The organism is Segatella copri, assembly GCF_019249655.2.
Classification (GTDB): domain Bacteria; phylum Bacteroidota; class Bacteroidia; order Bacteroidales; family Bacteroidaceae; genus Prevotella.
In genome coordinates this window covers 1,915,001-1,931,739 of sequence record NZ_CP137557.1, presented here as the reverse complement: position 1 = coordinate 1,931,739, position 16,739 = coordinate 1,915,001, and the positions used below count along the sequence as shown (strand labels likewise).

General features: G+C 49.8%; 13 protein-coding genes and 1 pseudogene. 13 read left to right on the top strand and 1 reads right to left on the bottom strand.

What is annotated here, in order from left to right; genetic code table 11:
* Positions 1 to 39 precede the first annotated feature (39 nt).
* Positions 40 to 735 (bottom strand): tRNA1(Val) (adenine(37)-N6)-methyltransferase, encoded by a 696-nt coding sequence (locus tag KUA49_RS07515; protein WP_218412234.1) that lies wholly within the window; start codon positions 733 to 735, stop codon positions 40 to 42.
* Between the two features lie 201 nt (positions 736 to 936).
* On the opposite strand from KUA49_RS07515, the gene lon reads away from it, so the two are divergent.
* The 13 genes and pseudogenes from lon to KUA49_RS07450 all read left to right on the top strand — a co-directional run bounded on the left by lon (position 937) and on the right by KUA49_RS07450 (position 16,594).
* Positions 937 to 3,414, top strand: a complete 2,478-nt coding sequence (gene lon, locus KUA49_RS07510) for an endopeptidase La (RefSeq protein ID WP_218412233.1) — start codon at positions 937 to 939, stop codon at positions 3,412 to 3,414.
* A gap of 5 nt (positions 3,415 to 3,419) precedes the next feature.
* The gene (tgt, locus tag KUA49_RS07505; RefSeq protein ID WP_218412232.1) at positions 3,420 to 4,547 is read left to right on the top strand and encodes a tRNA guanosine(34) transglycosylase Tgt; all 1,128 of its coding nucleotides are present in this window, start codon (positions 3,420 to 3,422) and stop codon (positions 4,545 to 4,547) included.
* 65 nt (positions 4,548 to 4,612) lie between these two features.
* Positions 4,613 to 5,875 (top strand): LptF/LptG family permease, encoded by a 1,263-nt coding sequence (locus KUA49_RS07500; RefSeq protein WP_218412246.1) that lies wholly within the window; start codon positions 4,613 to 4,615, stop codon positions 5,873 to 5,875.
* Between the two features lie 84 nt (positions 5,876 to 5,959).
* Entirely contained in the window at positions 5,960 to 7,798 is a 1,839-nt protein-coding gene (locus tag KUA49_RS07495) for a DEAD/DEAH box helicase (protein WP_218412231.1), read from the top strand.
* A 189-nt stretch (positions 7,799 to 7,987) separates the two neighbouring features.
* Positions 7,988 to 9,286 carry a ComEC/Rec2 family competence protein gene (locus tag KUA49_RS07490; RefSeq protein ID WP_218412230.1) on the top strand — a complete coding sequence of 433 codons (1,299 nt, stop codon included), beginning with the start codon at positions 7,988 to 7,990 and terminating at the stop codon, positions 9,284 to 9,286.
* A gap of 68 nt (positions 9,287 to 9,354) precedes the next feature.
* Positions 9,355 to 11,913, top strand: a complete 2,559-nt coding sequence (gene hrpB / locus KUA49_RS07485; protein WP_218412229.1) for an ATP-dependent helicase HrpB — start codon at positions 9,355 to 9,357, stop codon at positions 11,911 to 11,913.
* A gap of 40 nt (positions 11,914 to 11,953) precedes the next feature.
* Complete coding sequence (locus KUA49_RS07480) at positions 11,954 to 12,415, top strand: peroxiredoxin (protein ID WP_218412228.1); 462 nt, start codon at positions 11,954 to 11,956, stop codon at positions 12,413 to 12,415.
* A 9-nt stretch (positions 12,416 to 12,424) separates the two neighbouring features.
* Positions 12,425 to 12,976 carry a sugar O-acetyltransferase gene (locus KUA49_RS07475; RefSeq protein WP_218412227.1) on the top strand — a complete coding sequence of 184 codons (552 nt, stop codon included), beginning with the start codon at positions 12,425 to 12,427 and terminating at the stop codon, positions 12,974 to 12,976.
* Positions 12,977 to 12,989: 13 nt separating this feature from the next.
* Positions 12,990 to 13,718 (top strand): sulfite exporter TauE/SafE family protein, encoded by a 729-nt coding sequence (locus KUA49_RS07470; RefSeq protein ID WP_218412226.1) that lies wholly within the window; start codon positions 12,990 to 12,992, stop codon positions 13,716 to 13,718.
* Between the two features lie 4 nt (positions 13,719 to 13,722).
* Positions 13,723 to 13,851, top strand: a pseudogene (locus KUA49_RS07465) (GlsB/YeaQ/YmgE family stress response membrane protein); the annotation flags it as partial.
* Between the two features lie 45 nt (positions 13,852 to 13,896).
* Positions 13,897 to 14,406, top strand: coding sequence for an HD domain-containing protein (locus KUA49_RS07460; protein WP_218412225.1), 510 nt, complete (start codon positions 13,897 to 13,899; stop codon positions 14,404 to 14,406).
* A 38-nt stretch (positions 14,407 to 14,444) separates the two neighbouring features.
* Positions 14,445 to 15,746 carry a dicarboxylate/amino acid:cation symporter gene (locus KUA49_RS07455; protein WP_218412224.1) on the top strand — a complete coding sequence of 434 codons (1,302 nt, stop codon included), beginning with the start codon at positions 14,445 to 14,447 and terminating at the stop codon, positions 15,744 to 15,746.
* Positions 15,747 to 16,153: 407 nt separating this feature from the next.
* Positions 16,154 to 16,594 carry an Hsp20/alpha crystallin family protein gene (locus tag KUA49_RS07450; RefSeq protein ID WP_153122300.1) on the top strand — a complete coding sequence of 147 codons (441 nt, stop codon included), beginning with the start codon at positions 16,154 to 16,156 and terminating at the stop codon, positions 16,592 to 16,594.
* Positions 16,595 to 16,739: the final 145 nt, after the last annotated feature.

The window sequence follows — 16,739 nt, the reverse complement described above, 5'->3', positions numbered from 1 at the left end:
ATCATCTATCTTCTTATCAAGATTAGCTTACTATCAAGATTAACTTACATAGAATTCCTCCGTAATTTTCGTATACCATTCCGACCGATTTCCGTCAGAATCCATCATTACCTCAATCGTATTTTCCATTTTCATCGTTCTATGTCTGGCAAAGGTCAGCATAAAGCGCTTAGGCTGCTTCCGTTCCACCGTTTTAACCCCACATTGGCGAACAAGGCAAAAGCCTAGCAGATAGGCTTCTGACGTAAAAGCATCCAGTACTTCCGACGGAACTATTGCCGAGAACACGCCCTCTTCAGAAAGCAATCGTTTTACCCCCAGAAAAAGATCCCTAAACGGCAAGCTGTCAGCATGGCGGGCCATCGACCTTTTACTGTCTGGATTTTTCAGACTATTCAAGAAGAAGGGAGGATTACTTACGATGGCATCAAATTTCTCTGCCGATTCATAATTCTGCAAGCGGCAGCACACTATGCTCACCCTGTCGGCGAAGGGACTAGCCGCCACATTCTCGCAAGCCTCTTCACAAGCCTCAGCATCCAGATCAACACCTATCACCTGTGCCTCCTGGCAGCGTTGCGCCATCATCAGCGAAATGAGTCCTGTTCCGGAACCAATATCCAATATACGCTTGCCGCCAGGAGCCCATGCCCCCAGCAGCACACCATCCGTACCCACCTTCATGGCACAACGGTCTTGGTGAATTTCAAATTGCTTAAACTTAAATTCTGCCATTTATCCTAACTTTTTTACTTAAAATCATAACGCAAATTTAAGCATTTTATTACATTTACCCTCCTCTATTAAAAATAAAATATAATAAAGAGGAGTTTTTCGGAAAAATAGATGGGATTTTCGCTAAAAATCACTAACTTTGCAAACTAAAAAAGTATATTCATCAAATTTACACCCCCAAAAAGTGTTTATTTAACAAATATGAACGATAATTCAAATACACGAATCCAGATGATTGCCGACTTCGAAGGTGATGCATCCGTGCTGATTAAACAAAGAGAAGCAGGCATCTATCCTACCCTCTGCACACGCGACCTGGTAGTTTTCCCAGCTGTGCTGACCCCTATCGTGGTGGGCAGAAAAAAGAGTCAGGAACTGGTAAACATGCTGGAGCAGAATCCAGAAACGATATTCTGTATCTTCTGTCAGAAGAAAGAGGACACCGAAGATCCCACAACAGAAGACCTCTACGAACAGGGAACTTTCGCAAAACTGGTGAAGGTCATCAACATGCCCAACGAGGAGCACCAGAAAACCGTCATCGTACAGGGCCTGGGAAGATGCAAGCTGAAAAGCATCGTAGAAGCCCAACCCTACTATATGGCCGACGTGGAGAGCCAACCGGAACTCTGGCCTTCAGAGAAATTGGCCAAGGAGCCGATGTTCAAGACCCTGACCAAGACCTTCTTCGAGGAGTCAATCAAATTCATCAAGCATAACGAAAACATCCCAGACGAGGCGGTCTATGCCATCAATGAGATTTCCAACATCTTCGTCAAGTGCAACTTTCTCTGCAACTCCTTGCCTTTCTCTGTAGAAGACAGAATCAAGATGCTGGAGGAAGAGTTCCTCCCCGACCGTATTATAGTAGCAATGAAGGCTTTGCAAAAGGAGCTGGAACTGCTCTTCCTGCAATCAGAAATCAGGAGAAAGACTCAATACGAGATGGAAGAACAGCAGAAGGAATATTTCCTGAAACAGCAGATTAAGCAAATCAAGACTGAACTGGGAGAAGGTGAAGGAAGTCCGGAGAAAAAGGAACTGCTCGAAAAGGCCCAGCACAAAGTGTGGAACGGAGCAACCCAAGCGGTTTTCAAGAAGGAAATGGCCAAACTTGACAACATCCATCCGCAAAGCCCCGACTATCCGATTCAGATCAACTATCTGCAGACGCTGGTAGATTTGCCTTGGAACGAATACACCATAGACAACCTGAGCCTGACCCACGCCAAGAAGATTCTCAACCAGGACCACTACGGCATGGAGAAGGTGAAGGAGCGAATCCTGGAATACCTGGCAGTTAGAAGCTTGAAAAACGGAACGCAGAGTCCTATCCTCTGCCTCTACGGTCCTCCAGGAGTAGGAAAGACCAGTTTGGGAAGAAGCATTGCCAAGGCCATGAACCGCAAGTATGTACGCATGTCGCTCGGCGGTCTGCACGATGAGTCGGAGATTCGCGGTCATCGCCGCACCTACATCGGTGCAATGCCAGGACGTATCATCAAGAACATCCAGAAAGCGGGAAGCAGCAACCCAGTATTCATTCTCGACGAGATAGACAAGGTATCAAGCAATAACTATCATGGCGACCCGGCATCGGCACTGCTCGAAGTACTCGACCCAGAGCAGAACGTAGCCTTCCACGACAACTATCTGGATGTGGATTACGACCTCTCGAAGGTTCTCTTCATCGCCACCGCCAATGACATCAGTTCCATCCCGCGCCCATTGCTCGACCGCATGGAGCTGATAGAAGTAGGCGGCTACATCACCGAGGAGAAGATAGAAATAGCCAAGCGCCACCTGATTCCGAAGGAGTTGGAGAATACGGGTCTCGACACGTTCACCCCGAAGGTGACTTTCAGCAAGGCAGCAATCGAGAACATCATCGAGCACTACACCCGAGAAAGCGGCGTACGCCAGTTGAAGAAGCAGATTAACAAAGGACTGCGCAAGATGGCCTACAAGCTCGCCTCTTCCAAGGAACTGGAAAAGCCAGCCATCACCCCAGCCGAACTGAAAGATATTCTTGGCACGGCACCCTTCAACCGTGATATCTACCAGGGCAACAGTTATGCGGGAGTAGTAACCGGACTGGCATGGACTTCCGTGGGCGGAGAAATCCTTTTCATCGAGACATCCCTGAGCAAGGGCAAGCAAGGTAAACTTACCCTAACCGGAAATCTCGGCGACGTGATGAAGGAGTCTGCCGTCATCGCCCTGGAGTACATCAAGGCGCATATCGACCTGCTCGACGTAGACTATCGCATCTTTGAAAACTGGAACCTCCACATCCATGTGCCGGAAGGAGCCACACCGAAGGACGGTCCATCGGCAGGAATCACCATCGCCACCAGCATCGCCTCGGCCATCACCCAGCGCAAGGTGCGCAAGAACACAGCCATGACGGGCGAGATAACCCTTCGAGGCAAAGTACTCCCTGTGGGCGGCATCAAGGAAAAGATTCTAGCCGCCAAGCGTGCCGGCATCACCGACATCGTGATTTGCAAGGATAACGAGAAGGACATTCTCGACATTCCGGAAAAGTATCTCAAGGGCGTAAGCTTCCACTATGTAGAAGACGTGGCAGATGTATGGGAGTTCGCACTCACCGACGAGAAAGTGGAGCACCCTATCAACTTCACCATTCCAGATAACGACAAAAAAGAAGAAAAATAAAGAAAATGAAATTTGAACTACAAGTAACAGATAAGGCCAGCGATGCACGTACTGGCATCATCACCACCGACCACGGACAGATTAAGACACCTATCTTCATGCCAGTAGGCACCGTGGGAAGCGTGAAGGGCGTCCACTTCGAGGAGTTGCGCCAGCAGGTGAAAGCCCAAATTATCCTGGGCAACACCTACCACCTCTACCTGCGTCCGGGACTCGACGTCATCAAGGCGGCAGGAGGACTGCATAAGTTTAACGGCTGGGACCGCCCTATCCTCACCGACAGCGGCGGCTTCCAGGTATTCTCGCTCACAGGCATCCGCAAGCTCAGAGAAGAGGGATGCGAGTTCCGGTCACACATCGACGGCAGCAAGCACTTCTTCACCCCAGAGAACGTGATGGATACAGAGCGCATCATCGGAGCCGACATCATGATGGCATTCGACGAGTGTCCTCCGGGACAGAGCGACTTCCAGTACGCAAAGAAGAGTCTGGAGCTCACCCAGCGCTGGCTGGACCGCTGCTTCAAGCGCTTCAACGAGACGGAACCGCTCTACGGCTACCAGCAGAGTCTCTTTCCTATCGTTCAGGGCTGCACCTTCCCTGAATTGCGCCGCGAGGCAGCCAAGTTCATCGCCGACAAGGGCGCAGACGGAAATGCCATCGGCGGTCTTGCCGTGGGAGAACCTACCGAGGTGATGTATGAGATGATTGAGGTGGTGAACGAGATTCTGCCAAAGGACAAGCCTCGCTACCTGATGGGTGTGGGTACTCCTCAGAATATCCTGGAAGCCATCGAGCGTGGTGTGGATATGTTCGACTGCGTCATGCCAACCCGCAACGGCCGCAATGCGATGCTCTTCACCTATAATGGTACGATGAACATGCGCAACAAGAAATGGGAGATGGACTTCAGTCCGGTGGACCCAGACGGATGCGACATCGACCGCATGACCACCAAGGCCTACCTGCACCACCTGTTCAAGGCACAGGAGCTCCTGGCGATGCAGATAGCCAGCATCCACAACCTCTCGTTCTACCTGCGACTCGTCACCGATGCCCGCCATCACATAGAGCAGGGCGACTTTGTGGAGTGGAAGCGCTCCATCATCGACCAGCTCGGCACACGAATCTAGTTTTGGACTTTGAGCTTTGAGCATTGAACTTTATGGGATGCTCCCATACATATTTACTTTAAATGATGAAAGATTTTAAATACATCAGAAAACATCGCAGACGACTGAAGATGGGCAGAGCCATTGCCCATCGCTTCGGTTGGCTGATTCCCATTCTTCACCGCATCGCCAAGGTGCTGGGATGGATGGGGCACAAACTGCGTTTCCTCAAGGTGCTCAGGTATCTCAACCCACTGAGATACATCAAGCGACTGGACTGGTATATCATCAAGAAGTTCGTAGGTTACTACTTCTTCTCGATAGCCTTGATTATTACCATTGCCATCGTGTTCGACTTCAACGAGAACCTGGCGAAGTTTACGGAGTATCATGCGCCGACCCGGGCCATCATCTTCGACTATTACGCCAACTTCGTTCCCTACTTCGCCAACCTCTTCAGTGCGTTGTTCGTGTTCGTGGCTGTCATTCTCTTCACCTCGAAGCTGGCAGGCAACTCTGAAATCATTGCCATCATGGCATCGGGCGTTTCATTCAAGCGACTTCTGCGTCCTTATCTCATCACCTGCGTGATGCTTTCAGCCCTGAGCTATGCGCTCTCCGCCTACGTCATCCCACATGGCACCGTGGTTCGACAGAACTTCGAGAACATGTATAAGAACAAGAAGAAGAACACCTCTGCCGAGAATGTGCAGCTGCAGGTAGATAAAGGTGTCATCGCCTACATCCAGCACTACGACAACAACGTGAAGAGAGGCTATGGCTTCTGCCTGGACAAGTTTCAGGACAAAAAACTGGTGAGTCACCTCACGGCAATGGAGATTCAGTATGATACCATCTCCGACAGCAAGTACCACTGGAAGCTGAGCAGCTGGAAGGTGCGCCAGCTGAAGGGTATGAAGGAACACATCACGAGTGGAGCACAGAAGGATACGCTCATCATGATGGAGCCTACCGATCTGGTTTACTCCAAGGGACAGCAGGAAACCTTCACCAGTCCGGAACTGAAGGATTATATCTCCAAGCAGATCAACCGTGGTTCAGGCAATGTGGTACAGTATCAGGTGGAGTACTACAAGCGCATCGCTTCCTCGTTTGCTTCCTTCATCCTCACCATCATCGGTGTTTCGCTCTCATCCCGCAAGCGAAAGGGAGGAATGGGAATGGCACTGGGCATCGGTCTGGCACTGAGTTTCGGCTACATCATGCTGCAGACCGTTTCAGCCACCTTCGCCATCCAGGCAAACTTTCCTCCGGCATTGGCGGCATGGATGCCAAACATCATCTTTGCCTTCGTGGCATACTTCTGCTACCGCAAGGCTCCGAGGTAATTATCAATTAAGAATTAAGAGTTTATAGTTTATAGGGGCACTGCTGCTATAAGCTATAAACTATAAATTAAAAATTTTATAGAAATGTATTTCGACGAATTAGATTTAAACGACAACGTGCTCGACGCATTATACGACATGCGATTCGACACTTGCACCCCCGTACAGGAAAAATGTATACCAGAGATATTGGAAGGTCACGACGTGTTAGGCGTTGCACAGACCGGTACCGGTAAGACTGCAGCCTACCTGCTCCCAGTTTTGAGCAAGCTCGACGATGGCGGTTATCCAAAAGATGCCATCAACTGCATCATCATGTCACCAACCCGCGAGTTGGCTCAGCAGATAGACCAGGCAATGCAGGGCTTCGGCTACTATCTGCAAGATGTGAGCAGCGTGGCAGTATATGGCGGCAACGACGGCAACCGCTACGACCAGGAATTGAAGAGCCTCCGCATGGGTGCCGATGTAGTTATCGCTACCCCTGGCCGCCTCATCACCCACATTTCTCTGGGTAACGTGGATTTGAGCAAGGTGAGCTTCTTCATCCTTGATGAGGCCGACCGCATGCTCGACATGGGTTTCTCTGAGGACATCAACACCATCGCAAGCAAGTTGCCTAAGACCTGCCAGACCATCATGTTCTCTGCCACCATGCCAGAGAAGATTGAGGAACTGGCTAAGACCTTGCTCAAAGACCCTGTAGAGATTAAGCTCGCCGTAAGCAAACCAGCCGAGAAGATCAAGCAGGAGGCTTACGTATGCTATGAAACCCAGAAGATGACCATTATCAAGGAAATCTTCAAAGCTGGCGACATGAAGCGTGTCATCGTGTTCAGCGGCAGCAAGATGAAGGTGAAGCAGTTGGCAGCAGCCCTTCAGCAGATAGGCATCAACTGCGGTGCGATGCACTCCGACCTGGAGCAGGCAGAGCGCGACGACGTGATGTTCAAGTTTAAGAGCGGACAATATGATGTGCTCGTGGCTACCGATATCGTGGCTCGTGGAATCGACATCGATGACATCGAGATGGTTATCAACTACGATGTTCCTCACGATACAGAGGATTACGTTCACCGCATCGGTCGTACAGCCCGTGCCAACCGTGACGGTAGAGCCATCACCTTCGTAAACGAGGAAGACCAGTACTGGTTCCAGCAGATAGAGAAGTTCCTGGAAAAAGTGGTAGAGAAGATGCCATTGCCGGAAGGTTGCGGCGAAGGCCCTGAATACATCAAGCTCAACAAGCCTAAGAAGAACAACGGCCGTGGTGGAAAGGGCGGAAAGCAAGGCGGAAAAGGCCGTGGCAAGAACGGAGAAAGCCGCAACAAGAAGAACGCCGAGAACAGAAACAACGGAGAAAACAAGAACAACGGCGAAAATGGAAACGAAGGCAACAATGCCAATAGTGAGGGTAAGACCAAGACCAGCGCCAAGAGCCGTCGCCAGAAAGACCGTGACCAAACTTCTCACAAGCGCAAGCCAAACAAACCAAACGACCGAAAGGAGAAGAATCCTCGCAACAACAGCGAGAATGGCGACCAGCCAAATGCTCCAAAGGATGCCAAACAGCAGAATGCCCCTAAGGCAGCCAAGCCACAGAACAACCAGCAGGCTGCTCCACAGAATGGCGAGCAGCAGAGCCGTAACAACAAGCGCCGCAACAACAACAAGCGCCGCTATGATGAGAACGGCAACCAGCAGCCTAATGGCAACCAGCGTCCTGGTACAGAGAACAATGTCCGCCCAGGCAGCAATGGCCGTGGCAGAGGCGTAGCCCAGAAAAAGCAGGGCACTTCCCAGCAGAAGCAGCAGAACACCGAGGGCTCCGGCAACCGCAAGTATGCTCCTGTGGTAAACCCACAGAAGAACGAGAACGCGGTGAAGAAATTCATCAAGCGTATCTTCGGATTCGGCAAATAATGATTAGATAACTCATCTGCAGCATCTGCTGTAGATTTACACATTATTATATATATAGGATAAACACTATATAAAATAGGATAAGCCCGATAAAAGTGTTGGACTATCACCAACCTTTTATCGGGCTTTTACAAAAACCCTGGAATCAGCCTATATCATCCCATCGGCTTTCCTGCAAAATCGGCAACTATGGACAGAATCAAGAAGCAACATTTCACCCCGCTCATGTCCTTCAGCCTCGTACTGACGGCAGGTATCATCACGGCTAAATATAGCTATGATTACCTCAGCATGCGCCATTGGCTCGCCATCTCCATCCTTCCCTGGAGCATCGCAGCCTGCTGCTATATGATGACCCAACTCATCCGCCGACATAACCCGTCTAGCCGCATCATCGACAAGCTCATCCACTATCAATGCCTCAACCTCTATCTTTGCATCTTCTGTCTCGGCAGTTGCATTACCACCCATCACATCGATCACCTCAATGCTCCCGTTCAGATAAAAGCCTACCAATCATTGTCCTCCTTTGAGCGTACCATCCTGAAAGCCCAAGACTTCAGACAACAGGCGGAACAACAACTGCACACCCTGCATATCGGGGAACAGGATTTCGCCGTCATCGCAGCCATGGCAATGGGCGACAAGTCGGCACTCAACCAGGAGACCAAGGAGGCCTATTCAATATCCGGAACCAGTCACATATTGGCAGTTAGCGGTTTGCACATCGGCATCATCTTCCAACTCATTATCCTGCTGCTAGGCGGCAAACGCCGGTCTAAGCTAACCATCATCCTATCCACCACCATCGTTTGGGCATACGTCATCTTTATCGGATTCCCAGCCAGTGCCGTCAGGGCAGCCACCATGCTCAGCATCTACAGTATGGTATTGCTCTCCTTGCGCCCCGACCCAACGCTCAACACACTGGCATTGGCCTACATCATCATGGTGCTGGTCAACCCGTTCAACATCTTCGACATCGGTTTCCAGATGTCCTTTCTTGCCGTGGGTTCCATTCTTCTGTTCTACCCCCTCTTCTTCTGTCTCCTCTCATCCCACAGCAACATCATCCGCGCAATATGGGGTCTTTTCTGTGTTTCCTTGGCTGCCCAGATTGGCACCCTGCCCCTCATCGTCTTCTATTTCGGCCGCATTTCCTGTTACTCCCTGATTACCAGTTTCATCGCCATCCCGGCAGCCACCCTCATTCTCTATCTCTGCGTCCTGCTTTTTATCCTTTCACCCCTTACCTACATCTCTTTTCTAGCCTCATCCATAGAAGGATTAATGCAGTTGGTAATGAACGTTCTCACCTCCATCACCCAATTCATCAACACCGCCTTCCGTCTGACGAGTATGTTGCCGGGGGCAAGCATCGAGCATGTGCATCTTTCCCTGCTCCAGCTAGCCATTCTCTATGTTGCCATCCTAGCCGGCTACTTCGCCTTTGTAAAATGGTACCGGCTGAAAGAGAAGATGGTCTGAAAATTTGTGTATCACAAAAATAATGCGTATCTTTGCAGTATCAATACAAATATTTGTATCTTTGCAGTATGAATTACGATAGAATCAAACAGCAGGCAGGTCATCTTCCTGCATTCCAGATAGCCGACGCCATCAACAGCACCCTGAAGGAGTCGGCAAACCTTGTTGTCACCGCTCCGCCGGGAGCCGGAAAATCCACCGTGCTTCCACTCACCCTCCTCGAAGCCACCCCACAAGGAAAGATTCTGATGCTGGAACCGCGCCGACTTGCCGCCCGACAGATAGCAGAGCGGATGGCAAGCATCCTGGGCGAACCCGTGGGCAAGACCGTAGGTTACCGGGTACGCTTCGAGAACAAGGTTTCCTCAGAAACCCGCATCGAGGTGCTCACCGAAGGAATCCTCACCCGGATGCTCATCCACGATGCCACGCTCGAAGGAGTGAGCGCCGTCATCTTCGATGAGTTTCACGAGCGAAGCATCAACTCCGACCTGGCGCTAGCTCTCTCCCGACAGGCCCAGGAAATCATACGCCCCGACCTGAAGATCATCATCATGTCGGCCACCATCGATGCTTCTGCCATCTGCGAAGCATTACAAGCCCCACTGATAGAGAGCGAAGGACGGATGTTCCCAGTAGAGACCATTTATTCCGAGACCGATATTGCGCGATACGATATATATAAAGAGGTGGCGGCTACCATCCTCAAGGCTGCAGATAAGCACGATGGTGATATTCTGGCTTTCCTTCCGGGACAGTCGGAGATTCTGAAATGCAAGGAGATATTGGATGCAAGCCTCAGCAGGGCTTCAGCTGAACTTACCGTTCCGCAGGTTTATCCGCTCTACGGCAATCTTCCACCCGAGAAGCAGCGCCTCGCCATCGCCCCTTCGAAAGAGGGAGAAAGAAAAATTGTGCTCGCCACACCTATTGCCGAAACCTCGCTTACCATCGAAGGCGTGAGGATCGTGGTGGATTCCGGACTTTGCAGAAAACTGGTTTACGACGCCCGTACGGGATTGAGCCACCTGGAAACCGTAACCATCAGCAAGGATATGGCCACCCAAAGAAGAGGACGAGCCGGACGTGTGGCTGAAGGAATCTGTTACCGATTGTGGACTCAGACCTCGGAGCATCTGATGGAAGACCAGCGCCGACCGGAAATAGAGGAAGCCGACCTTACGTCGATGGTACTCGATATTGCAGCCTTTGGCGAGAACAATCCCCAGTCGCTGCTCTGGCTTACTCCACCGTCAATCAGTAACCTACTCAATGCCAAGGAATTGCTTCTTTCTCTTGAAGCGATAGATCCGAATGGCAGCATCACCCCATTGGGCAGGAAGATGGCAACATTGCCTTGTCATCCGCGCATCGCCAAGATGATGATGAGTACAGAATCTTCTGCGCTCAAAGCTCTAGCCTGCGACGTTGCCGCCCTGCTGGAAGAGAAAGACCCGATGAGTGACTCTGAGGATTCAGACATGTCGCTGCGCCTCTCCATCCTCCGTTCGCAGCGACAGAAAAACAGTCTGGGCAGATGGGCTCACATCGCCCAGATAGCCCAGGAATACCGCAGGATGCTCAAGGTGAAGGAAGACAATGATCCGGTGGATGCAGAAGAGGTGGGCAGACTGATTGCCCTAGCCTATCCTGAGCGCATCGCCATGGCCATCGATAATATCGGCCATTTCAGAATGTCGAATGGTAAGACGTTCTTCATCGATTCAAGCGATGCGATGTCGGCGCAGCAATGGCTCGCCATCGCCTCGCTCAATGTATCTGCCCAGCCGTCGGGCACGAATGCTTCCACCCCGCTTCCATCTTCGGGAAAGGCAGGCAGGGTGTTTCTCTCGGCTCCCGTAAACATCAACGACCTCCCTACCCACGAGTTCGACAACATCTCGTGGGACAGTAAGGCGGGAATAATCAGGATGCAGAGAGAGCGACGCATCGGAACCCTGGTTGTGGATAGCAAACCGCTCCAGGATGCCGACAAGCAGCAGATTATCCATATCCTCTGTACCGCTATCCGGAAGGAAGGACTCAGCATGCTGGATTGGAACGAAGACGTTCAGCGGTTGCAGCGGAGAGTGGCGCAGGTAAGAGAGTGGCATCCGGAAATGGAGTTGCCCGATTTATCCACCGCACACCTGATGGAGACAGCCAGCGAATGGTTGCCCTTCTATCTGGACCAGGGCGGAAAGCTCAAGACGAGCACCGCCGAACTCAGGAAGCTCAATCTCCCGGAAATACTCTGGGCACAGATTCCATACGAGCAGCAGCAGGAAATAGACCGCCTCGCACCCACCCACATCGTGGTTCCATCGGGCAGTCATATCCGCATCGACTATCGTCAGGGAGCCGAGGCACCCATCCTCAGTGTCCGCCTGCAGGAATGCTTCGGAATGACTCAGACGCCAGCTGTTGATGATGGCAGGCAGCCACTGCTGCTGGAGCTGCTCTCTCCGGGTTTCAAGCCCGTTCAGCTTACGCAGGATCTCGCCAGTTTTTGGCAATCCACCTATTTCGAGGTGCGCAAGGAGCTGAAACGCCGCTACCCCAAGCACTTCTGGCCCGAGAATCCATTGGAAAGCGAGGCAGTAAGAGGGGTGAAAAGGAAGAAATAATAGATAGAAGAATAGTATAACTTTTAAATAATATATAATTATGAATGTAGGAGATAAAATACCAGAGATTCTTGGCATTGACCAGGACGGACGTGAGATCAAGGCAAGCGACTATCGTGGTCGCAAGATAGTGCTCTACAGTTATCCGAAGGCTAACACCAGCGGATGCACTGCCGAGGCCTGCTCCCTGCAGGCTCATAAGGAGGAACTGGCAGCAGCCGGTTACGAGATTATCGGCGTGAGCAAGGACAAGCAGGCGCTGCAGAAGAAGTTTGCAGAAACCAAGGGTCTGCAGTTCCCTCTTATTGCCGATACCGAGACCACCCTTTTGCAGGAACTCGGCTGCTGGGGCGAGAAGGTAATCTGCGGCAGAAAGACCATCGGAATCCTCCGCACCACCTATCTTGTCAACGAAGAAGGCATCATTGAGAAGATCTTCACTCCAAAGGAGATCAAGACCAAGATTCATGCAGAACAGATTCTGGATTATATCCATCAATAAAGAACAAAGATGACAGAATTTGAAAAAATGAGAAACAGCGAGCTCTATGATTTCAGCAACAAGGAAGGCATGAAAAGCATAGAGCACGCCAACCGTCTCTGCACCCGCTTGCAGACAATGACCTTGTTTGATGAAGACTATCATCAGGTTATGGAAGAACTGATTCCAGGCTTTCCTGCCTCCTCCACCATCTGCCCACCCTTCCACTGCGACCATGGTCACGGTATCAAGGTGGGTGAGAATGTCTTCATCAACTATGGCGCCACGATGCTCGATGAAGGCTGGATTACCATCGGCGACCGCACCCTGATAGGTCCGAACTGCCAGCTGGTAACCCCTAACCACCCCATCAACTATATGGAACGACGCAAGCCAGTAGAAACAGGCTTCCCCATCACCATTGGCGAGGATTGCTGGCTGGGCGCAGGAGTCATCGTCTGCCCTGGAGTAACCATCGGCAACCGCTGCGTAATCGGTGCCGGCAGCGTAGTGGTCAAGGATATTCCTGATGACTCCATGGCTGTGGGAAATCCTGCAAGAGTTATCAGAAAGCTCAGATAAATAGTACTAGAAAATGGATCAGATAGTAGTAGAACTCTTCCTGTTGAGCATCGGAGCCAGTTTTGTGCAACGCACCACTGGCTTCGGTTTTGGCATCTTCATCATGACGATGCTCCCCTCCATCATGCCCTCTTACGGTGAGGCAACAACCCTCTCAGGCATCCTGGCAATGACCACCTCCCTGATCATCGTTATTCAGAAATACAAGTACATCACCTGGAGGCGACTGCTGCCCATTCTGTTCACCTTCATCATCATTTCCATCGGAGCCATCTTCGTGCTCCGGCGGATGGAATATCATATTCTGAACATATTGCTAGGCATTACGCTGATCATCGTGAGCATCTACTTCGCCTTCTTCAGCAAGCGCATCAAGGTGAAGACTACGCTGCCCGTGCAGGTTACGGCAGGAACATTGAGCGGACTGATGGGAGGATTCTTCGGAATGCAGGGTCCCCCAGCCGTACTCTACTTCGTCAGTTCAGAGCCCGACAAGGATCGCTATCTGGCGATGACGCAGACCTATTTCCTGGCAGGCAATCTGATGATGACACTGGCAAGAGCCTACAATGGTTTCTTCACCACCACGGTCTCCATAGGTTATGTGTATGGAATAGCCGGAGTCTTCATTGGCAACCTGATAGGCTCATGGGTGTTCAGGCACCTCAGCGGTTCCCTACTCAAATACATCATCTATGCCTATATCGGAATCAGCGGATTAACCTTCCTGCTGGAGACGTAGCGTATATGCCGGCGCCATCATCAGCAGTCTGCTGAACATAGAACTGTTTGGCAAGGGTTATCTTACCAACTTCATTTTCTGCGTCATTGGCGCCATAGTGGTATTGTGGATTTGGAAGAAGCTTTTCGATTAACATCTTAAGTAGATATAAATATTGATTTAAAAAAAACATAAGATTATGACAAACAAGGAATTGACACTCGCCCAACTGATGAGGGCGATGATTAAGTACGATGGTGGCGATGCGCCACTCATCCAGCATTTCGTAAAGGTGCACGACTTTGCCCGTATGATTGCGATAGCAGAGGGAATGACCGGAGAAGAACTCTTCGTGCTCGAAGCAGCAGCCATTCTTCACGATGTAGGCATTCACGTTTCACAAGCCAGATACGGCAACTGCGATGGCAAGCACCAGGAAGAACTGGGTCCTGACGAGGCAAAAAAAGTACTGTCAGAAGTAGATGGATTCACAGCCGCACAGATAGAAAGAATCTGCTGGCTCATTGCCCATCATCATACTTATCAAGATATTACCAACCTCGACCATCGCATTCTGCTCGAAGCAGATTTCCTGGTGAATTCCTTCGAAGCCCACCTTGCTCCCGAAGGCATCATCACCTTCCGCGATCATGTTTTCCGCTCGGAGTCAGCAATCAGTATGCTGAATGATATGTGGGGGTTGGAATAAGGAGAATACTTTTGTCTAAAAAATAATAATTTAAAATCATGGTAAAAACAATAAATGATATAGGAAATAGACAGCCGGACAGCAATGCCGGCTGCAGTAACCAAAAAGGAGTGAAGAAAGTGAAGAATAAGCAAACCCGGCAGCTGATGCTTTGGATTGGCGCTTTGATAGTAGGCGCAGTCTTAGGTATGTTCGGCATCAGCTGGCTGGATGGTCTGATGAATTTCATCGCCACGATCTATACCCGCTTATTCCAACTTCTGGCAGTACCAACCATAGCCTTGGCTGTCATCACAACCCTGGCATCCTTGGGCAACCAGGCAGATACCGGTAAGATATTCCGCCACGCCATCACCTACACCCTGCTCACGACGATAGCTGCAGCAGCAGTGGGACTGGTACTCTACAACATCGTTTCTCCAGGCAATTTACCTACAGCCTTGGTGCAGAGCGGTATGGCAGATGTTCCCCAAAAGCTGGGAGAAACCAGCTATTATGACCATATTCTTGGGGTAATACCCAACAACATCATCAAGCCGTTTGCCGAAGGAAATGTACTCTCTATATTGATTTTGGCGGCAGCTGCAGGTATTGCTTTAACCAAAATGCCATCAAGCGATAAGAAAGAAGTCGTGATGAAGGGATTGTTTGGATTACAGGATCTGCTCTTCATGCTGATTCATGGATTAATCTGGGCTCTGCCTCTAGGTATAGTTGCCTTTGCAGCACAACTCTCAGCCCAGTTCTCCGCAGGAATCGTGATGGCTTCTCTAGGAAAGTACGTAGCTGTTATCCTGGGAGGTAATGTCATTCAATTCTTCATCATTCTCCCGCTCTTCCTCTTGGCAAGAGGCTTGAATCCAGTGCGCACTTTGGGCAAGATGATGCCGGCAGTATTAATGGCTCTGTTTACAAAGAGTTCTGCTGCTACGTTGCCGGTGACGATGCAGACAGCAGAAGATAGACTGGGAGTTTCCAATCAGGTTTCCCGCTTCGTATTGCCTATCTGTACTACCATCAACATGAATGGTTGTGCTGCGTTTATCCTCGTAACCTCCTTATTCCTGATGCAGAATGGAGGAATGCCTTTACCTTGGACTACGATGATTCTCTGGCTCTTCATTTCAGTTATCTCAGCAGTGGGGAATGCAGGAGTGCCTATGGGATGTTATTTCCTTACCCTATCTCTGATGTCCGGCATCAATGCTCCTATCGGCATCATGGGTATCATCCTGCCAATCTATACCATTATCGACATGGTAGAGACGGCAGAGAATGTATGGTCAGACTCCTGTGTCTGCGCCATGGTGGATAGGGATTTGAAAGAAGAGTCCACTTGAAAAAGTATTCTCATTAAAAGTTTAACATACATTCATTCTTCAAGCAACAGACGGGAACAACTGAGGAGGGAAAACGGAATATTTTGGCAGAAATGATTAAATTAATTATACTTTGATGCCACTTTTGCAGCATTTATTGCCAGTTCTGGCAAAAACCGTTCACTCCTGATATAAAAATTCACCTGGCACATAACTTGCTAATACCTAAGATGAAAACGGAAGCTGAAAGGGCAAGGGGAACGATAAGAACCCTAAGCAATTACATTAGAGGGTTTCTCGAAGGCCTTGAGTCCCGAAAGCCGAAGCGATCATTAAGAAAAAGGATAAATTAATAAACAATTAGAAATCCCGACAGAGCCGGAAGGCGAAGAGAGGATGAGAAAAATAAAATTCGGAGGTTTTACATTATGTTGTTAGCTCGTAGAAATAACAGTGTTTCAAATTGGTTGAACAGTTGGTTTAATGACAACTTCTTTGATACCGAATTGATGCCACACATGAACGCCACAGCTCCTGCTGTTAACGTAAAGGAGGATGCTACAGCTTACACGATGGAGATTGCAGCTCCTGGGTTGAAGAAGGATATGGTTAAGATGAACATTGATAAGGATGGTTATCTGAATGTATCTATCGAGAACAAGAACGAGAAGAAGGAGGAAAAGAAGGAAGAGCATTACCTGCGTCGTGAATTCTCTTACAGCAGCTACTCTCAGAGCTATGCTTTACCAGAGGATGCCAATCACGAGAAGATTTCTGCTGAGGTCAGCGATGGTGTCTTGAAGATTGAGATTCCTAAGGTAGCCAAGGAGGAGAAGAAAGACGATGTTAAGCACATTGAGGTAAAGTAATCACTCATAACGTGCTAAGCAGCTTTCTGGATGACATTTCATTGCACCCTAGAAAATAATTAAAACGGAGGGCTAGTCCTGGTAATGGGCTAGCCCTTTTTTTGTGCCGGTTCTCATATATATACATATATATAAGTGCCGGTTC